16 protein-coding genes are annotated in these 19,581 nt (G+C 61.8%); 3 read left to right on the forward strand and 13 right to left on the reverse strand.

Annotation, left to right across the window (positions count from 1 at the left end):
- Positions 1–175 precede the first annotated feature (175 nt).
- From folD to AC3WTO_RS23025, 3 genes are all read right to left on the reverse strand, one after another.
- Positions 176–1,060: a bifunctional methylenetetrahydrofolate dehydrogenase/methenyltetrahydrofolate cyclohydrolase FolD gene (gene folD, locus AC3WTO_RS23015; RefSeq protein ID WP_492463463.1), complete on the reverse strand. Its 885-nt coding sequence runs from the start codon at positions 1,058–1,060 to the stop codon at positions 176–178.
- Positions 1,061–1,079: 19 nt separating this feature from the next.
- Positions 1,080–1,562 carry a BRA0787 family protein gene (locus AC3WTO_RS23020; protein WP_492463462.1) on the reverse strand — a complete coding sequence of 161 codons (483 nt, stop codon included), beginning with the start codon at positions 1,560–1,562 and terminating at the stop codon, positions 1,080–1,082.
- 283 nt (positions 1,563–1,845) lie between these two features.
- Positions 1,846–4,209: a trimethylamine N-oxide demethylase gene (locus AC3WTO_RS23025; RefSeq protein ID WP_492463461.1), complete on the reverse strand. Its 2,364-nt coding sequence runs from the start codon at positions 4,207–4,209 to the stop codon at positions 1,846–1,848.
- Between the two features lie 375 nt (positions 4,210–4,584).
- Between AC3WTO_RS23025 and AC3WTO_RS23030 the strand changes: the two genes are divergently transcribed.
- Positions 4,585–5,949 carry a trimethylamine monooxygenase gene (locus AC3WTO_RS23030; RefSeq protein WP_492463460.1) on the forward strand — a complete coding sequence of 455 codons (1,365 nt, stop codon included), beginning with the start codon at positions 4,585–4,587 and terminating at the stop codon, positions 5,947–5,949.
- 128 nt (positions 5,950–6,077) lie between these two features.
- On the opposite strand, the gene AC3WTO_RS23035 is transcribed toward AC3WTO_RS23030, so the two are convergent.
- The 9 genes from AC3WTO_RS23035 to AC3WTO_RS23075 all read right to left on the reverse strand — a co-directional run bounded on the left by AC3WTO_RS23035 (position 6,078) and on the right by AC3WTO_RS23075 (position 14,445).
- Complete coding sequence (locus AC3WTO_RS23035; RefSeq protein ID WP_492463459.1) at positions 6,078–6,347, reverse strand: hypothetical protein; 270 nt, start codon at positions 6,345–6,347, stop codon at positions 6,078–6,080.
- The gene (locus tag AC3WTO_RS23040) at positions 6,344–7,054 is read right to left on the reverse strand and encodes a hypothetical protein (protein WP_492463458.1); all 711 of its coding nucleotides are present in this window, start codon (positions 7,052–7,054) and stop codon (positions 6,344–6,346) included. Before AC3WTO_RS23040 ends, AC3WTO_RS23035 begins: the two co-directional genes overlap by 4 nt.
- A 53-nt stretch (positions 7,055–7,107) precedes the next feature.
- Complete coding sequence (locus AC3WTO_RS23045; RefSeq protein ID WP_492463457.1) at positions 7,108–8,502, reverse strand: APC family permease; 1,395 nt, start codon at positions 8,500–8,502, stop codon at positions 7,108–7,110.
- A gap of 11 nt (positions 8,503–8,513) precedes the next feature.
- A complete protein-coding gene (locus AC3WTO_RS23050) occupies positions 8,514–8,681 on the reverse strand; it encodes a hypothetical protein (RefSeq protein ID WP_492463479.1) in 168 nt (55 codons plus the stop codon).
- A gap of 9 nt (positions 8,682–8,690) precedes the next feature.
- Positions 8,691–9,071 (reverse strand): hypothetical protein, encoded by a 381-nt coding sequence (locus AC3WTO_RS23055; protein ID WP_492463456.1) that lies wholly within the window; start codon positions 9,069–9,071, stop codon positions 8,691–8,693.
- 11 nt (positions 9,072–9,082) lie between these two features.
- Positions 9,083–9,400 (reverse strand): hypothetical protein, encoded by a 318-nt coding sequence (locus AC3WTO_RS23060; protein WP_492463455.1) that lies wholly within the window; start codon positions 9,398–9,400, stop codon positions 9,083–9,085.
- A gap of 196 nt (positions 9,401–9,596) precedes the next feature.
- Positions 9,597–10,244: a LuxR C-terminal-related transcriptional regulator gene (locus AC3WTO_RS23065; RefSeq protein ID WP_492463478.1), complete on the reverse strand. Its 648-nt coding sequence runs from the start codon at positions 10,242–10,244 to the stop codon at positions 9,597–9,599.
- Between the two features lie 85 nt (positions 10,245–10,329).
- On the reverse strand, positions 10,330–11,634 hold the full coding sequence (glyA, locus tag AC3WTO_RS23070) for a serine hydroxymethyltransferase (RefSeq protein ID WP_492463454.1): 1,305 nt from the start codon (positions 11,632–11,634) through the stop codon (positions 10,330–10,332).
- Positions 11,635–11,673: 39 nt separating this feature from the next.
- Complete coding sequence (locus AC3WTO_RS23075; RefSeq protein ID WP_492463453.1) at positions 11,674–14,445, reverse strand: phosphoenolpyruvate carboxylase; 2,772 nt, start codon at positions 14,443–14,445, stop codon at positions 11,674–11,676.
- A 333-nt stretch (positions 14,446–14,778) separates the two neighbouring features.
- Here AC3WTO_RS23075 and AC3WTO_RS23080 point away from each other — a divergent pair, with 333 nt between their 5' ends.
- Both AC3WTO_RS23080 and AC3WTO_RS23085 read left to right on the forward strand, forming a co-directional pair.
- The gene (locus AC3WTO_RS23080) at positions 14,779–16,488 is read left to right on the forward strand and encodes a trimethylamine N-oxide permease (RefSeq protein ID WP_492463452.1); all 1,710 of its coding nucleotides are present in this window, start codon (positions 14,779–14,781) and stop codon (positions 16,486–16,488) included.
- A gap of 101 nt (positions 16,489–16,589) precedes the next feature.
- Positions 16,590–18,302 (forward strand): trimethylamine N-oxide permease, encoded by a 1,713-nt coding sequence (locus AC3WTO_RS23085; RefSeq protein ID WP_492463451.1) that lies wholly within the window; start codon positions 16,590–16,592, stop codon positions 18,300–18,302.
- A gap of 102 nt (positions 18,303–18,404) precedes the next feature.
- Here AC3WTO_RS23085 and AC3WTO_RS23090 read toward each other — a convergent pair whose 3' ends face one another.
- The gene (locus AC3WTO_RS23090) at positions 18,405–19,571 is read right to left on the reverse strand and encodes an efflux RND transporter periplasmic adaptor subunit (RefSeq protein WP_492463450.1); all 1,167 of its coding nucleotides are present in this window, start codon (positions 19,569–19,571) and stop codon (positions 18,405–18,407) included.
- Positions 19,572–19,581 lie beyond the last annotated feature (10 nt).

The following is a 19,581-nucleotide window of genomic DNA, read 5'->3' on the forward strand; positions in this document are numbered from 1 at the left end:
ATCTTCTCACCGATCGCCTGGATCGGCTGCTTCTTCGCGCCTCGCGCGATCTCGATGTCACTCTTGTACTCGGCCATGAGGGCTCTCCTCCCTTGTCTTTATCGGTTTCGGCAGTTCCCGAACTGCAGCGTCGGGCTTGCGTCAAAAATTCTGCGTCTCGCGCGGACGGTTCCGTCTAGGCCCTGTAACCAGCGGCGCGGCTGGCCGATGCCAGCGTGTTCGACATGAGAAGCGCGATCGTCATGGGCCCGACGCCGCCCGGCACGGGGGTGATGGCGCCGGCGGCAGGCAAGACCTCGTCATAGGCGACGTCGCCGACCAGGCGTGCCTTGCCGCTTTCGCCAGGTGGCAGCCTGTTGATGCCCACATCGATGACGACGGCGCCGGGTTTGACCCAGTCGCCCTTCACCATTTCCGGGCGGCCGACAGCGGCAACCAGGATGTCGGCGGTGCGGCAAAGATCGGGCAGGTTCTTCGTCTTCGAATGAGCGACGGTCACGGTGGCGTTGGCGGCCAGCAGCAGATTGGCTATGGGCTTGCCGACAATGTTGGAGCGACCGACGACAACAGCGTTGAGACCAGACAGGTCGCGACCCAGCGCGCGTTCGATCAGCAGCATCGAGCCAGCAGGCGTGCAAGGCACGAAAGCCGTCTCCAATTCGCCGGCGCCCAGCTTGCCGACATTGATGAAATGGAAGCCGTCGACGTCCTTGTCCGGAGAGATGGTCTGGATGATGCGGCCGGCGTCGATCTGCTTCGGCAGCGGCAATTGCACCAGGATGCCGTGAATGGTGTCGTCGGCATTGAGCTGCTCGATCAGTGCAACAAGGTCTGCCTCGGATGTGTTGTCGGGCAGCGTGTGCTGGACCGAATGGAAACCACACTCCTTGGCCTTCTTTCCCTTGGAAGCAACATAGACCTGGCTGGCAGGATCCTCGCCGACGATGACGACGGCGATGCCCGGCTGTGTGCCGGTTCTCGCTACAAGGTCCTGCGTTGCCGTCTTGATGCCGGCGACCAGTTCTTCGGCGACAGCCTTGCCGTCGATGATCGTGCTCATGGAACGTCCTTTGTGCCTGTCAGTTCGATGCGAGCTGAGAAAGATCGCCAGTGTCGAGACAGCCGGGCGAGGGGATATTCCCGAAGCGCTGGCGGCAATAAGAGAGCATCAGCCGCGCGCCGCGTGCGTAGATGTCGCCACTGTCGATCAGCGCACTTTCGCGCGCCGCAGAAAGCACGACGTTGACGGATTCGCGAATGCGAAAAGGCATCAGGTCGGTGCATTCCAGCATGGCACCGAATACGGCGGTCACCGGAACCGCGCAGCCTTCGACGAATACCGCAGGTTCCTGGGTGCCGCTGTCTCCCTCGAGCGTGTCCATGGCGTCCTGGAAAGCCTGATGAAGGGTGATCGGGGCATGGCCCTGGTGAAGGTCATACAAAACTTTCGGCACGGCTGCCTCATCGTCTCGAGTGAGCTTTCGCGACGCCGGGCGATAATTGTACGGTGTCGCGCCTTGCATCTTGGGAAAGATATTTGCACATAAGGAAAAGGCAGGCAAGGCGTGTTTCGGTGGAAATTATCCGCCTTTCGACCATGATTTACGACATCCGGGAAATCGGGAAAGCCAGCGCGTTTGGAGTAGCTGGAAACGAAAAAAAGGCGGATCGCTCAGGGAGTGAAACGATCCGCCTGCAAACGGCCTCAGCGCATGACCCGAAAATCGGAATCGATTTTCGGAAAGGGGGGTGGCCTGCGCCACCCGGGGTGACATGCGTCACCCGTCATGCGCCAAATCAAAGTGCTAGAGCGACCTTTGCGCGTCCAAAAGGACGCGCGGCGCTCTAGGAGCGTGGTCTGGTCTTCTGCGGGTCGTAGTGGGCAAAAGGAACGACGCGGGCAGGAAGGCGCTTCTGCTGGCCGTCAAGCTTGCCGATCTCGACTTCGGTTCCGACTTCGGAATGGGTGACGTCCACTCTCGCCAGCGCGATGTTCTTGCCGAGGATCGGCGAGCGCATGGAGGAGGTCACCACGCCGATCTGTGCCCGGCCGATATGGACGCAATCGCCATGGCCCACATCGACGTTGCTGTCGATTTCCAGGCCGACGAGCTTATGGATCGGGTTTTCCTTGCGCCGGATCAGCGCCTCGCGGCCGATGAAGTCGTCGGTCTTCGATTTCAGCGGCACTGTAAAGGCGATACCGGCCTCGAATGGGTCCGTCTGATCGGAGAATTCGTAGCCGGCGAAGATCAGGCCCGCCTCGATGCGCACCATGTCGAGTGCGGCCATGCCCATCGGTACCAGCCCGTGCGGCTGGCCGGCTTCCCAGACCGCGTCGAAAACCTTTTCGGCATCGCGCGGATGGCACCAGATCTCGTAGCCGAGCTCGCCAGTATAGCCAGTGCGCGAGACAACGATAGGCACACCCTGGGCGTCGCCGATGCGGCCGATGGTGAAGCGGAACCATTCGACTTCCGTCAACGCCGGCTGATGCGGTGGGGTCCACACGATCTCCTTCAGGATGTCGCGGCTCTTCGGACCTTGAACGGCGATGTTGTGCATCTGATCGGCCGAGGACCGCACCAGGACCTTCAGGCCGAGCTCCTCGGCTTTATCGCGCAGCCATTGGCCGGAGTAGTCATCACCGCCGATCCAGCGGAAATTGTCCCTTCCGAGCCGCAGCAAGGTACCGTCGTCGATCATGCCGCCATGCTCGTAGCACATGGCAGTGTAGACGACCTGGCCAATGCCGAGTTTCTTCACGTCACGGGTGAGCGTGTATTGCAGCAGGGCTTCGGAATCCGGGCCGGTGACCTCGAACTTGCGCAGAGCGGAAAGGTCCATCACCACGGCCTTTTCGCGGCAGGCCCGATATTCCTGCAGCGGTCCTTCCTTGGCGAAGGAATTGGCAAGCCAGTAACCCTTGTATTCGATGAAGTTGCGGGTGTGCTTGGCGAAGCTGGAATGGAAGGCGGTTTCGCGGGTCATTTTTGGCTCTGCATCCGGGGTCACTCGTCTGGCAATCGCACGGGAGAATTTGTGCTGTCCGGAATAGGTCCGGACATGGATGTCGGTGAGGTTCCAGCCATTGGCCGGCGTGGTGTCGTCAGGGCAGGCCGAGGAGACACAGACGATGTCGGTCAGCGCGCGCAGAAGCACGTAATCGCCTGGCCTCGACCACGGTTCGTCGGAGAACATGACGCCGTGCGCGTCGATCCCGGTGTTGAAGAAGAAATTCACCGCCATCCAGCCGCCGCGGGCGCTCACGCCATGCGGGGCCAGGGCGCCGTTGAAGTTCTCCGAGCAGTTGATGTGGCCGGGATAGCCGATGTCGTCGTAATATTTGGCGTAGCAGGCGAGGGCGAACGCATCGTGCCGGCCGCAGGTGTCTTGCACCACCTCGACCAGTGGCTCGAAATCCTGATCGAAATACTTCGCATGCAGGCCGGGCATCGGATAGGCATGCCCCATCAGCGAACGGGTGGCGGTGACGTCGAGCGCGAGATCGCGGCCCTTGTCGAGCTTGCGTGCGGAAAAACACTGGAAGTCGGTACATTGGCGACCATCGACGTCGATGATCTGGATGTAGTCACCGGCCTTGACGAAATAGGCCTCCGCCGTGCGCGACTTGACCCGAAGGTCGAGCACCGGGTTGGCGAGCGGATCGGGGAGTTCGGACTTCCTCTTGGCGCGGATCGTTGAGCGCCGCACCATCACCACAAGTGGCGTAGCCGTGTCGTGTTCGTCTACCGCCATCGGGCCGCCGGGAGCGGCGACGACAAGCGAACCGTCGCGGGTCGCGCTGAAACTCTCCTCGGTGCCTGCCGGCGTGGTGTTGGAAAAGATGCGCAACGCCTCTGCATTGGCAAGCTGCAGCTTGCGGCGTTCCAACCCGTTGCGCAAGGCGCGCAGACTGTCATCGCCGCCGAGCAACAGGATCTTGAGACCGGCGGCATTGCTGTTGCTCTTGGCGCCGATGATGCCGGTGTCCGCACGGCCGGATTGATCGAAGGCGACCAGTTCGCAAGGCTGGCCACCCTCCGCATTGCGGATGCTGATCCTGTCTCCGACCTCCACGTCGATGACGATGGCGCTGCCGCCCGGCACGTGATAGCGCTCGGTGCCCGGCAGAAGCAGCCCGGGCTGAAAGATCAGGCTCGGTCGAGGTGGTCCGGCGACCACGGTGGGATAGGCTGTCTGCTGCATGGCCACCTCACACGAATTTGCCCGTGTGTAAAATAATTTCAATCTAGAGAATACTCGTTTCGTCCTTTCACGCAAGCCTCGGTTTTCATCGGCATGCGCGTTGCCTGGAGCGTTTCCGTTTTTTACGGAAACGCGGAAACGCTCCAATTTTTTGTTTTCGCCGCATTTTTGTAACGCCAGGTGATCCCACTTGGCTACAAAACGCTCTGGGGTTTGGCGTCTCCTCCTTTCGTCCAGTCCAGGCCATGGATACCAGGCGCAGCAAGCTTTGCCGGCGTTGTTCAGCACGAAGCTTGTTGACAGCGATGAAATCGCGTTATTATCATCACAGTGAAAATTTTTTCGCTATGGAAATGAACTGGGAGGTGTTTCCGTATGAAAGCGCGCGTCGCCGTGATTGGAGCCGGCCCTTCGGGCCTTGCACAGCTGAGAGCATTTCAATCCGCCGCGGAGAAAGGCGCCGACATCCCGGAAATTGTCTGCTTCGAGAAGCAGTCCAATTGGGGAGGCCTATGGAACTACACCTGGCGTACCGGCCTCGACCAGTATGGCGAGCCGGTCCACGGTTCGATGTATCGCTACCTTTGGTCGAACGGCCCCAAGGAAGGGCTGGAGTTCGCCGACTATTCCTTCGAGGAGCATTTCGGCAAGCAGATCGCCTCCTACCCGCCGCGCGCCGTGCTCTTCGACTATATCCAGGGCCGGGTTGAGAAGGCCGGGGTTCGCAAATGGATCCGCTTCGAAACCGTCGTGCGTATGGTCACCTGGAACGAGCAGACCAGGAAGTTCACCGTCACAGTGCAGGATCTTCCGAAAGACCACTGCTACTCCGAGGAGTTCGACAATGTCATCGTCGCCTCGGGCCATTTTTCTACGCCGAATGTTCCCGAATTCCCCGGCTTCGATCGCTTCAACGGTCGCATCCTGCATGCGCACGATTTCCGCGATGCCCGCGAATTCACCGGCAAGGATATCCTGATCGTCGGCACCAGCTATTCGGCAGAAGACATCGGCTCGCAGTGCTGGAAGTACGGCGCCAAGTCGATCACCAACTGCTATCGCACCGCGCCGATGGGTTTCGAATGGCCTGAAAACTGGGAAGAGAAGCCGCTGCTGGAGAAGGTCGACATCAACACGGTCACCTTCAAGGACGGATCGACGAAACGTGTCGATGCGATCATCCTGTGCACCGGCTACAAGCACCACTTCCCGTTCCTGCCCGACGACCTGCGTCTGAGAACCGCCAACCGGCTGGCGACAGCCAATCTCTACAAGGGCGTCGCCTATGTGCACAATCCTGCGCTGTTCTACATCGGCATGCAGGACCAGTGGTTCACATTCAATATGTTCGACGCGCAGGCTTGGTGGACGCGCGACGTGATCCTCGGCCGGATCAAGCTGCCGTCCGGCAAACAGGAGATGATCGCCGACGTCGAGGATCGCGTGGCGCGCGAGGATGCCGGCAAGGATGCGCACGATGCGATCGAATATCAGGGTGACTACGTCAAGGAACTGATCGCGGAAACCGACTATCCGAGCTTCGACGTCGACGGCGCCAACCAGGCCTTCTTCGAGTGGAAAGAACACAAGAAGCACGGCATCATGGAGTTCCGCAATTATTCCTATCGGTCGGTGATCACCGGAACGATGGCGCCGGCGCATCATACGCCATGGAAGGACGCGCTCGACGATTCACTCGAATCCTATCTGCGCACGGCCTCGTCCGTGGCGGCGGAATGATTTCAGTCGGCTGAACCCGCTGCCCGCGAGAGGCGGCCGCGCGGGCAGCAGAACAACCCATCGGAAAAAGCCCGTCGCGTGATCGCGGCGGGCTTTTTCCGATGGGTAATCCGCGACTTCCGGCTGGCTTATCCGGCTATTCGACTGGCCGCCGCATATTTCAAACGTGCCCGGCGATAGGCGTCCGGAATGGAGAGCGCCCACACAAACAGCCCGCCGGCGTGGCGCCCGACGAAGGACTGGTCCGGCGTCGTGGTCGCGTAGGTGACTATGGAGAAGAACAGAACGAACAATGCGAAGACCAGCCCGCGTGGTGCTTCGCGAATGGCGACATGGCCGGCACCCGGCAGGACGATCGCCAAGGCCAGGACCACATAGGGGTTGATCTGTTTGCTCATTCTCCGGCTTCCATGTGCTCTGGAGTTCTCGTTCTCACACCGGTGTCCGAGAGCGCTTCAGACAGCAACTGTGCCTCGGCGATGGCGGTGCGCAGGAGATCAGGTGAGATGGCCTCGACAGGGAAACGAACCTGGCGCAGCAGCAGGTGAGCACCGCGATCGCCTTCAGCCACCTGGCGGATCAGGCGCACACCTTTGGCCGTGATGACGGCTTCCTTCACGGACGGATTGCGCAGCAGCGCTGAGAAGACCGAGTTGCTTCGGTCGATCTCGGTCTCGGTTGCGGTGCCGTCGCTGCGCATCAGGATAGAGGTTTCCGTTTGCGGAGGGGGCAGCCATTCCGGAAGGTCGTGCACGAGAGAATAGAACTCGGCGCCGGTCGGCCGCGCCAATGCGCCGATTGATGGACGGTCCTGCGGGGCGTGTTCGTTCAGCGTCAGCTTCAGCCAGAGTTGCGGCAGGCGGCGGCAGACGAGGGTGTCGGCAATCAGTTCGACGCGAAGCCGACGACCGTCGGAGAGATGTCCGTGGAGCACGGGAAACCCGTCGCGCGCCAGATGGATCTGGCTGCTGTCGAGGATGCCGGCTGCTCGATCGAGGAGGCTGCGGCGCTGGCTGGCCAGCCTGCGTTGGTCGCAGATCGCGACCGTCGCAAGAGCCGCGACGGCCAGCGCGGCAAAGAGTGCAAGGGCGAAGTTGGTGATCATCATGATGATCCAGATACCGCGCGCCAGGGGTCCCGGCGCGCGGGCTCTCTATCTCAATAGCCGTTGGGCCGGGGCCACGGCATGGTGAACTGGTCGCCGCGCTTGACGAAGCGATAGCGCCAGAAATGGAACCACAGCGAAGCGATGATGTAGAAGCACATCATGGCGATGAGCTGAGTGCCGTAGCCGAGGAAGACCGCGACATAGGCAGTGGCGCACAGCACCAGGAGCAGCAGCGCCGGGATCGGATGGAATGGATGCACATAACCGCGCTTGATACTGTTCAGCGGCCATTTCTTGCGGAACATCACCATGTTGAAGGTCATGAAGGTGTATCCGAGCAATCCCGACAGGATCGAGAAGGTCACCACCTGGTCGAGCGGAGCGCCGAGCGCGAAGATCAGCGCGATCGGAACCAGGAAGACGATCGACCGGTAAGGCGTGCGATAGGTGGGATGCACGGCGCCGAACCAGCTCGGCAGATAGCGGTCGCGGCCCATCGAGAACCAGGCGCGCGAGGCATCGTTGATGCAGCCATTGGCCGAAGCGAGTGTCGCGAACGTGGTGCCGACGAACAGCAGCATCATCAGGCTGGTGGAGCCGGTGACGCGGGCGGCATCGAACAGCGGTGTGCCGGCCTGGCCAAGATACTCCCACGGGATCAGGCCCGAGCAGACGTACCAGGTCAGGGTGGCGGCGATCAGCAGCGTCATGATGCCGGCCATCGTGCCATAAGGCAGTGAGCGGGCAGGGGAGCGCACCTCCTCCGCAGCCTGGCAGGTGCCTTCGATGCCAAGATAGTACCAGAGCCCGAAATGCAGGGCCGCGACGATGCCGACCCAGCCATAGGGCAGCGGATCGCTGGTGATGGCCGAGAAGTCGAGCGGCACGGCGGAACCGCCGAATTGCACTGAAAGAAACAGCACAATGATCGATACGAAAGCGATCGCGGTGATGACCAGGTTGAAGGTCAGCGTCGCCAGCACGCCGCGGTAGTTCAGCCATGCCAGGAACATCACGGCAAGGATGATGAAGGGCTTCTGGTTGAGCCCGGAATGCCCGAGCATGCCTGCCACCGTGTCGAGCAGGAAGCCGACGGTGATGGCATTGGCGGCCTCCAGCATGGTGTAGGCCATGACCAGGAAGAGCCCGACATTGAAGGCCATCAACGGCCCGACAATGTGCTTGGCCTGGGCATACTGACCGCCGGCGGCGGCGACCGTTGAAGTCACTTCGGAATCGATCATCGCAACGCAGGTATAGAGCAGGCCGGCCACCCAGCAGGCGACGAGGCCGGCGATCATGCCGCCTTTGCCCACCGAGAAGTTCCAGCCCATATATTCGCCGACCAGCACGATGCCGACGCCGAGCGCCCAGACGTGGGCCGGACCCAGCACGCGCAGAAGTTGGAGCCGCTCCGGCGCGGCTGTCGAAGTCACATTTGCCATCGCCGTTTTCCCTAGATCGTGTGACGCTCGGCCGTGGCCTCGATCTCGCCTTCGCGCGAGGAGGTCAGCAGGTCGTTGTCGTAGGTGGTGTCGACCTTGATCAGGTCGATCACCATCAAGGCGCCGAACAGTGCGGACAGCGCCCAGGCGGCGTATTCAAGGATGTTCCAGATATCCATCGCGCGCTCCTATCGTTTCGGGCCGAAGCGTTCTTCGATGACTTCGCGATATTCCTTGTCGGACAGGCGTACGACCATGACGAAATAGCCGATGACGAAGACGGCCATGACGATCAGTGCGACCCAGCTAAAGGAGTAGTCGAAGCGGGCGGTGATGATGTCGCTCGCGGCGGCGGGGTCGGTGATGCCGAGTGCCGCCCATTGCTGTTGTTCGGTGGCGTTCTGGCCAAGCGCTTCCCAGGTGGGGTTGGCGATCGGCTGCGGGGTCTTGGCTGCTCCCGCCAGCCCCATATAGAGCGGAATGTAAAGTGCGCCGACCGTCAGGACGAGAAGCACGATAACGTCGAAGATCTGCCCGGCAAGGCCCTGTTTTGGAGGTTTGTAAGCCATCGGTTTTCCCTTCAGGTCCGGCGTTTGCGCATCTCGTCGAGATGCTTCAGGTCGAGACCGTAGATGAAGTGCTTGTCGTCGCTGTAGTGCCGCAACATCGCCGCGATGGCTGCTGTGTTGAGGCCGAGCACGAGAACGGCCGCAACCGCCAGGATGATGCGGATGCCGGGCACTTCGATGTAGGGCCAGACAGTGAAAAGGGCGAACAGGATGGTTAGCCAGATGGCTGCCACGAATGCGATCGCGCCAAGGCGGTCGCGCCCATGCATCCGGTCTATTCGTTCGTCAAGTGTAGTCGAACCAGCATGCTGGTTTGATGTCGCATCCATATTCCCCTCCCATGAGGCTGCGCGACTGCGGGGCATCGTTGTTGATTTTGCAGAAAACTATTTGCCCAAGGGGAATATTTAGAAACTGCGACAAACTGTCAAGGAAAAGCGCATGTTGCGCCGCACCAGTTCGCTGCTGCGCTGCGAAGTCGGTGCGTCACAATTGCGGAGAAGGCGTTCGACGGGAGGACGAAACTTATTGCGGGCCCATATGCGGGCCCCGGTTGCGCTCGCTGGCAAACAGCGCCACGGCCATGGCGCGGTTGCGCACGTCCAGCTTGTCGTAGAGGTTCTTGAGGTGATACTTCACCGTGTTTTCGGAGATGCCGGTGCGCGTGGCGATCTGCAGGTTGGTCCAGCCATCGGCCAGAACCGCCAGCAGTTCGCGTTCGCGTGGCGTGAGCCGCGACAATGGTGTGTCGTTGATGCGCGAGACATCCACATAAGGAATGCAGATGCGGCCGTGGGCGACCGCGATCAGCGTGTCGAACAGGATGGCGGGATCATCGAACTGGTAGCAGAAGCCCTGCACGCCAAGGCGCACGCATTGCTTGAGAATGGCGATGTCGTGGTCGTTGGAGAAGATCACCACACGGGCGTGCAGGTTACGGCGTTGCAATTCCGCGAGCACGCCGCTTCCGTCCATGTCGGCAAGCTTCCAGCCGAGCACGGCGAGATCAAAGCCGGGTTCTCCCCGGGAGACCGTCTCGAGGAAGGCCTCGCCCGCCTGCACGGAGCCGACCAGGTCGAAGCGGCTGTCGCGGTGGATCATGTCGCCAAGTGCGGCGACAACCAGCGGATTGCGTTCCGCGATCAGGACCCTGAACTTCTTCTCTCCCGTCATGGGCGTGACATCGGTCTCCCAACCCGGATGCTGAACTTTCCATACAGCGGTCATCGGCTTCCCACAGGCTCCAGCGCGACCTGAACTAGTCGTAGATCGGGAAGCGGCGCACCAAAGCCTCGACTTCCTCGCGCACCTCATTCTCGATCCGGCTGTTGGCGTCTTCGCCGTTCGCGGCAAGCCCGTCGACCACTTGCATGGTCAACCGGCCAACGAGGCGGAACTCCTCGGCGCGGAATCCGCGCGTCGTGCAGGCCGGCGTGCCAAGGCGAACGCCGGAGGTTACCGCAGGTCCCTGCGGGTCGAACGGAATGCCGTTCTTGTTGCAGGTGATGTGGGCTCGACCCAGCGCCGCCTCCACCGCCTTGCCGGTAAGGTTTTTACGCCGGAGGTCCACCAGCATCAGATGCGTGTCGGTGCCGCCGGACACGATATCGACGCCGCCGGTAGCAAGGGTTTCGGCGAGCATCTTGGCGTTCTCGACGACATGGGCAGCATAGGTCCGGAATTCCGGCGTCAGTGCTTCGCCGAAGGCCACGGCTTTGGCGGCGATGACGTGCATCAGCGGTCCGCCCTGTAATCCCGGGAAGACGGTCGAGTTGATCTTCTTGCCGATTTCTTCGTCGTTGGACAGCACCATGCCGCCGCGCGGTCCCCGCAACGTCTTGTGCGTTGTGGTCGTCACCACATGGGCATGTTCGAGCGGGTTGGGGTGGACGCCGCCGGCGACCAGACCAGCGAAATGCGCCATGTCGACGAACAGCTTGGCGCCAACCTCATCGGCGATCTCGCGGAACGCCTTGAAGTCGATGAAGCGTGGATAGGCCGAGCCGCCGGCCAGAAGCACCTTCGGCCGGTGCCGGAGCGCTAGATCGCGGACCTCGTCTAGATCGATGCGCTGGTCCTGCTGGCGTACGCCATAGGAAACGACGTTGAACCATTTGCCGGACTGATTAACCGGCGAACCATGGGTGAGGTGGCCGCCGGCTGCCAGGTTCAGTCCCATGAAGGTGTCGCCAGGCTGCATCAGCGCCATGAATACTGACTGATTGGCCTGGCTGCCGGAGTGCGGCTGTACGTTGGCGAAGGTGCAGCCGAACAGTTGCCGGGCACGTTCACGCGCCAGTTCCTCGACCTCGTCGACATACTGGCAGCCGCCATAGTAGCGGCGCCCGGGATAACCCTCGGCGTACTTGTTGGTCAGCACCGAGCCTTGCGCTTCCAGGACAGCCTTGGAGACGATGTTCTCGGAAGCGATGAGTTCGATCTCGTCGCGTTGCCTGCCGAGTTCGCGCGCCATGGCGGCGCTGACGGCGGGATCGGTCGAGGCAACGCCACTGTGGAAGAACTGGCTGAGGCCGCCAAGGCCAGGTCGTGCCGGGATGTTCATGCGTCCAATCCTTTCTGGCGCCTGGCGCCGATCCTGTCTTCAACCTGTCCAGCCGAGACCGGAGGATATGCAGTTGATCGAAAGCAGGAGCGCATTGACCGGCCGCTTCGACGGTGAAGCATTCGCGGCCTGGTCACGGACTTCCTGCAACAATTTCACCTGGAGCGCGTGGATGCTGTCCATTTCCGGCCGCAAACGGTCGAAATTGCGCTTGAAGGCAGGGAAACGCGCGGCAAAGTCGGTGTCGCCGACGATCGACCGCACCATGGTGCTGGTGAGATCGTATTCAGCCTCGATCTTGCGGAAGATCCGTTCCCCGGTCTCGCTGTCCGCAACGAGCCCTGCATAAAGCCGCCCGATCCCCATGTCGGCCTGGTAGAGCGTCTTGTCGACTTCATCGATGATGAGGCGGAAGAAGCGTGAACGCTCGAACATCTGCCGCAGCAGGTCGCGGCCGGCATCGCCGCGCACGGTGACGAAGGAATTGATGGCGCTGCCGATGCCGTACCAACCGGTGAGCAGATGGCGGTTCTGACTCCAGGCGAAGACCCAGGGGATGGCACGCAGGTCGGCGATATCGCGCGCGCCGAAACGGCGTGCCGGCCGCGAGCCGATCTTCAGCAGAGCGAGTTCCTCGACTGGGCTCGCCTGGTTGAAATAGTCGATGAAACCCGGTTCGCCGATCAGGCTGGCATAAGCGGCCAGCGACATGCCGGTCAGGGCTTCCAGCGCCTCGTCGAATTCGGGAATGTCCTTCAATTCGGCTTCATTGGGAGACTTCACGCTGTGCGCGAAGACGCTCGCCGCCAGAATCTCGAGCTGATGCAACCCGGTGCCGCGATTGGCGAATTTGGAGGAGACGACTTCGCCCTGCTCGGTCACGCGCATGGAACCGTCGATCGTGCCGGCGGGTTGGGCGGCAATGGCACGGCCGGTGGGCGCGCCACCGCGGCTCACCGAACCGCCGCGTCCATGGAAGAATGAAATCCGTACCCTGTGCTTGCGGCCCAGCTTCGTCAGCTGCTTCTGTGCCTTGCTGAGTTCCCAGTTCGCTGCCAGGAAGCCGCCGTCCTTGTTGGAGTCCGAATAGCCCAGCATGATTTCCTGGCGGTTGCCGAAATCACGGATCGAACGGCGCACGATGGAGAGACCGAGAAGCTGTTCGAGGATGGCAGGGGCGGCGCGCAGATCGGCGATGGTCTCGAACAGCGGCACCACTCTCAGATTGATGGTTCCGGAGCCATCCGATGCCGTTGCCAGCCCGCAAAGCTGCCCGAGCAGGTAGACAGCCAGGATGTCGTCGGCGGATTGCGTCATCGACAGGATGAACGCGCCGATGGCTCCGCTCTTCTCAGCCGACGCTTCGCGGATCACCCCGAACAGCTCGAGCAGTTCGCGGGCCTCGTCGGACAGTCCGGCCGGGTCGAGCGCCATGCGCTCGCCCCGGCGGATGGCATCACGGATACGGTCGGGCCATTGCGGCGAGCCTTGCGAGATCGGTTCCTTCTGCGAGTCCATGGCAGCAAACAGTTCGGCCAGAACCCGGTTTACCACGGTCGAATTCTGGCGAATGTCCAGGGCGACGGTGTGGAAGCCGAAGCTCTCGAGCTGTTGCTGCAACGGCCGGACGAGACGCTGCGCCATCGTCTTGCCGCCAATGAGATGGAGCACGTCAGCGAGGCAGTTCAGATCCATGCGGAATGCTTCGGGATTGGGGTAGGGCACGCCACTGCCCTTGCCGGTCATGGCTTCCAGCCGGCATAACATTGCGGAGGAGAACTGCCGCAGGGGTTCATCGACGTTGCGGCTGGTGATCGCATCGCCGCAACCGCTTGCCTGCAATGCCTTTGCCAGAGATCTCTCGAAACCGGCCGGCATGTCGACGACATTGCTGCTGACGCTGAGCAAGGTCACCAGACGACGCACCTGGGTGAGATAGAGGCGGATGGCCATGCCGCGGTTTTCGGCGAGCGCGTAAGCCGTTGTGCCCGCGGTGACATTTGGATTGCCGTCGCGGTCGCCGCCGATCCAGGACGCAAAACGCATGAAGGATGGGACGGTGAGCGCGTAGTTGGGGAAATGACGCTTCAACGCGCCGTCGACGAGGTCGTAGAGCTGCGGCGTGGCCTCGAACAACACCTCGCGAAAGAAGTGCAGCCCCCAGGCGATCTCGCGTTCCACCGTCGGCCGCTCCAGCCTGAGCTCGCCGGTCATCCACAAAAGTTCGATTTCGCTTCTAAGATCGCAGACCAGCGTCTCGCGTTCCCGGGGAGCCCAGCGCAGCTGTCCGATTTCCGTCAGCTTGCGATAGATACGGCGATGGATTTCGAGGACGGTGACGCGCTTGGCTTCGGTCGGATGGGCGGTCATGGTCGGGCCGACCATCAGGCTGTTCATCGCATCCTGGACAGCCTCGGCTGAATAGCCTTCTGCAGCGATCTCACCGATGACATTGGCGAAGGAGCCGATAACGTCCTCAGGGCTTTCCGCCTGCTCGGTCTCGCGCCGCGTGCGGACAGCCTGAAGTTCGCTGGCGATCGCGATCAGCTGAAACCAGATGCCCGTTGCCTGCAGGGCGGGAATGCGCAGCTCGGGAGCGAGGCTGTCGAGCGCACCGCGGCCGACCAGCATCTCGGCGATGGCGGGCTCGCGCTCCCTGACGACCGAGACAAGCAGCCGGAAAAGCAACTCGTGGACGTCACTGCGGGCGTCGAACGGCCTGGCCTCCCTGGCGATCGTGACCGGGGGAGCGAGTGAGCCTGCGTCGATTTTCGCCAGACCGAGAATGCCCGTTGCCTCCTCAACAAACATTGCGACTTAATTCCTACCATGAATGTTTTTTTCATACTAGTGCATTGAATCAGCATATTCCTTTCGCCGGCGCTGAAAACGCCTGGATGGGTAGATTCCTCGCCCGTTCGGGTGGTGCCCGGATTGGCCGAAAGGGCGAATTTCCGGAGCCAGACGTGCGGTCCGGCGCGAAAACACAGCCGTTTTGCCGGTTTATCGAAAATCGCTTGACGAGGATCGGGATTCCGATGATCTTCACTATTGGGAAACAAATAAGACTAAGCGGAAAACCGCAGTGCCTGCTTTATCGCCCCGATTTCGAGGGCGAGACTGTCAACAATGGGGAACCAAGCCATGAGTGCCATGGATGAAACCTACGTGGCCGAAGCCAGTGGGAACCTGCACCGAACCATCGATTGGCGCGGCGCATTCTGGGTTGCCAGCGGCGTGCCGCCGCTGGTGTTGTTTTCGATCGGCGGCATCGCCGGCGTCGGCGGCAACATCGCCTTCGCCATCTGGACCGTGTCCATCCTGATGGGCTTCATCCAGTCCTTCACCTATGCCGAGATCGCCGGCCTGTTCCCCAACAAATCGGGTGGCGCGTCGGTCTATGGCGCCACTGCCTGGCTGCGCTACTCGAAGTTCATCGCGCCGCTCTCGGTGTGGTGCAACTGGTTCGCCTGGACCCCTGTTCTGTCGCTCGGCTGTTCGATCGCGGCCGCCTACATCCTCAATGCGCTGGCGCCGATCCCCGGCTTCACCGAAACGTCGCCGGAGGTGGTCGCCTACCTCGCCGCGAATGCGGGCACGAGTGCCGCGGATGCGATCGCGGCGGTGACCGCCGCGGCGACGCCGACGATCCGCACCTGGACGCTGTACACCCACTCGCTCGGTCCGGTTTCCTTCTCGCTCAACGCGACATTCTGGATCGGCGCGGTGCTGATGCTCGGTACGTTCGCCATCCAGCATCGCGGCATCCTCAGCACCGCCAATGTGCAGAAGGTGGTCGGACTGCTGGTCATCATTCCGTTGCTGATCGTCGGCATCGCGCCGATCCTGACCGGCCAGGTCAACTGGGCTAACTACTCGCCCTTCGTTCCACTGGCTGCCGCCTACGCGCCGGAGCCTGGCTCCTGGAACGTCGCCGGCTGGACGCTGGTGCTGGGCGGCATGTTCATCGCTGCCTGGTCAACATACGGTTTCGAAACGGCAGTCTGCTACACACGCGAATTCAAGAACCCCGGAACGGATACGTTCAAGGCGATCTTCTATTCGGGACTGCTCTGCATCCTGCTGTTCATCCTGGTGCCATTCACCTTCCAGGGCGTGCTCGGTCTGAATGGCATGCTGGCGACGCCGATCGTCGACGGCTCCGGTGTCGCCGACGCCCTTGCTTCCATGGTCGGTGGCGGCGGCCTCATCAAGACCTTGCTGATCATGCTGATGATCCTGGCGCTGCTGCTGTCGATCATGACGGCGATGGCCGGCACCTCGCGCACACTCTATCAGGGCGCTGTCGATGGTTGGCTGCCGCGCTATCTCAGCCATGTCAACGAACACGGCGCGCCGACGCGGGCGATGTGGACAGACCTGATCGTCAACCTCGGCGTGCTGGCAATCGCTTCGGCGGATGCGACGAGCTTCTTCTTCATCCTCGCCGTCGCCAATTGCGGCTACATCATCTTTAACTTCCTCAACCTGAATGCCGGCTGGATCCACCGCATCGACAACGGCCACATCAAGCGGCCGTGGCGTGCACCGACCTGGCTGCTGGCGGCAGGCACCATTTTCGCCTTCGTCAACGCCGTGTTCATGGGTGCCGGCGCCAAGGTGTGGAACCCGATGGCGCTCTGGGCAGGGCTTGCCACCGTCGCCCTCATCATCCCGGTATTCTGCTTCCGTCACTACATCCAGGACGGTGGCAAATTCCCCGATCACATGCTGGACGATCTCGGCATGACCGAGAGCAATTTGCGCGAGCGCAAGGCCGGCATGCTGCCGTACCTGACGCTTATCGCCGGGCTGATCGTGGTGCTGATCGCCAACTGGTACTTCGTGTTCTGACCACGGACTGACCACTGATCCCGCGCGGCAAAGACAGCCGCGCGGGATTCTCCACGAGAACCAGGGGAAGCGCTCGACAGAGCCTGAGGGGAAGCCGAACAATGACCACAACAACTGCTGCTGCTCCAACGCACGCCGGAGAACTTCATCGCACCATCGACTGGCGCGGCGCCTTCTGGGTTGCCAGCGGCGTGCCGGCGCTGGTGCTGTTTTCGATCGGCGGCATCGCCGGAACGGTCGGCACACCGGCCTATCTGATCTGGACGGCGTCCATCATCCTCGGCCTGATCCAGTCCTTCACCTATGCCGAGATTGCCGGCCTGTTCCCCTCGAAATCAGGCGGCGCTTCGGTCTATGGCGCCACTGCATGGCTGCGCTACTCGAAGTTCATCGCGCCCTTGTCGGTGTGGTGCAACTGGCTGGCCTGGACGCCGGTGCTGTCGCTGGGCTGCTCGATCGCGGCTGCCTATATCCTCAATGCCTTGGCGCCGATTCCCGGTTTCAGCGATACCTCGCCTGAGGTCGTGGCTTGGCTGGCCGACCCGGCCAACGCTGGCAAGGCTGCGGCCGACGCCATTGCCGCACTGACGGCTGCAGGGACACCGGCTATCCGAAACTGGACGCTGTTCCACGGCACGCTCGGACCGGTGAGCTTCTCGCTCAACTCGGTGTTCTTCATCGGCGTCATCCTGATGCTGGTGACTTTCGCGATTCAGCATCGCGGCATTCTCGGCACCGCAAGCGTGCAGAAGTTCATCGGCCTCGTCGTCATCATTCCGATGCTGATCGTCGGCATTGTTCCGATCCTCACCGGCCAGATCAACTGGGCGAATTATTCGCCGCTGGTGCCGCTGGCGGCCGCCTATGCACCAGAGCCGGGTTCGTGGAATGTCGCCGGCTGGACCTTGGTGCTGGGCGGTATGTTCATTGCCGCCTGGTCGGCCTACGCTTTCGAGACCGCGATCTGCTACACCAGCGAGTTCAAGAATCCGGGCCGCGATACGGTGCGGGCAATCTTCTATTCGGGTCTGCTGTGCCTGGCGCTCTATACGCTGGTGCCGTTCACCTTCCAGGGCGTGCTGGGTCTCACCGGCATGCTGGCGACGCCGATCGTCGACGGCTCGGGTGTCGCCGAGGCCATGGCCCAGATGGTCGGCGGGGCAGGGTTCATCACCTCGATCATGGTGATGCTGATGATCCTGGCGCTGATGCTGTCGATAATGACAGCAATGGCGGGCTCATCGCGCACGCTCTACCAGGGTTCGGTCGATGGCTGGCTGCCGCGTTATCTCAACCACACCAACGAACATGGCGCGCCGACGCGGGCGATGTGGACGGATTTGATCTTCAACGTCTTCCTGCTCGCCGTTGCCGCCGCCGACGCCACCAGCTTCTTCTTCGTGCTGGCCGTTTCGAACTGCGGCTACATCATCTTCAACTTCCTGAACCTGAATTCGGGCTGGATCCACCGCATCGACAATGGCCATATTCACAGGCCATGGCGGGCACCGACGCTGCTGATCGCGGTCGGCGGCCTGCTCTCATACGTTAATGCCATCTTCATGGGGGCTGGCGCCAAGGTTTGGAACCCGTGGGCCCTGTGGGCCGGTTTCATCGCTGCCGCCCTGATCATTCCGGTGTTCTGCTTCCGTCATTACATTCAGGACGGTGGCAAATTCCCGGAACACATGCTTGACGATCTCGGCATCACCCAGGACGACCTGAAGGTTCGCAAGGCGGGCATCCTGCCTTACCTGACGCTCGTCGCCGGATTGGCGGTGGTGCTGGTCGCCAACTGGTTCTTCGTCATCTGAGGAACGCCCGGCACGATCGATACCCTTCCGCATTCTCGAACCAATAAAAAAGTCCAGCCGGCCACTTCGGTGGCCGGCTGGACCGTTCCGGTGCCCTGATGGTCAGGACGCCGGGGGCGGAGTCGGGCTTGCCGTTTGGGGGTTTACCGGCATGCCCGGCCCGATCTTCTGAAGATTGCCACTGATGATCTTGTCGTTTTCAGTGATGCCCTTGGTGATGGCGATCAGCTCGCCCTCGGTCTGGCCGAGTTCGACCAGCCGCATTCCAACCTTGTTGCCTTCGTCGATTACGTAGAGGAACTTGCCGAGCTGATTGGAGCCGAGCGCAACCTGCGGCACCAGCAAGGTGTTTGGCGTTTCGCCGATCTGCAGGCGGATGTTCACATACTGACCGGGCAGCAGCGAGCGATCGTCGTTGGCAATGGTGGCGCGCGCCACAATCGTGCCGGTCGCGGCATCGATCCGGTTGTCGATGAAGGTGAGCTCACCCTTGCGCGGCGGTGTCTTGTCGCCGGGGACCGTCACCTCGGCAACAATCGGCCCACTGGCTTTCGCCTTCTGGATGAGTGCCAGATCGCCCTCGCTCGGCGTGAAAGTGACATAGATCGGGCTGACCTGCACCAGCGTGTTCAGCGAGGTGCCACCGACATTGATGAGTGTGCCGACCGCCGCCTGGTTGCGGCCCAGGCGACCGTCGAAGGGAGCCCGGATCGTGGTGTAGCCAAGATTGATCTCGGCGGCCTGGATCGCGGCATTGTCAGCAGCGACAGATGCTTCGCCTTGCTGCATGGTGCTGCTGCGCTGATCGAGCCCATCCTTGGACAGGAAACCGGTCTTGATCAGGTCGTTGCCGCGGGTCAGGCTCGCCTTGGTGTAGCTGAGCGAGGCCTGGTTGCGCTGGGCCTGTGCCTTCACTTGGTCGAGTGCCACCTGATAGTCGCGAGGGTCGATGCGGTAGAGGGTATCGCCCTTCTTCACGTCGACGCCGTCCTCTGCGGCCTGCTCGAGGATATAGCCGGAAACCTTGGCCTGCAGGGCGACGCTGCGGATGGCTTCGGCGCGTGCGGTGTAGTCGAGATAGACGGGCAAGGTCCTCTTCACGACCGCTGAAACAGGAACCGGCATTGCCTGCATGGCCTGTGCCGGCGCAGCTGCATCGGCCGGCTTGCTGATCAGGCCGCTCAAGAATGCCGGCTCGCCGTTGAAGTGGACGTAAGCGGCTGCCGCGGCGATCACGGCGACGGCTGTGGTGATTTTCCAGGTACGCATGGAAGGGCTC

The organism is Mesorhizobium sp. EU05-FHT14A09 (assembly GCF_058790995.1).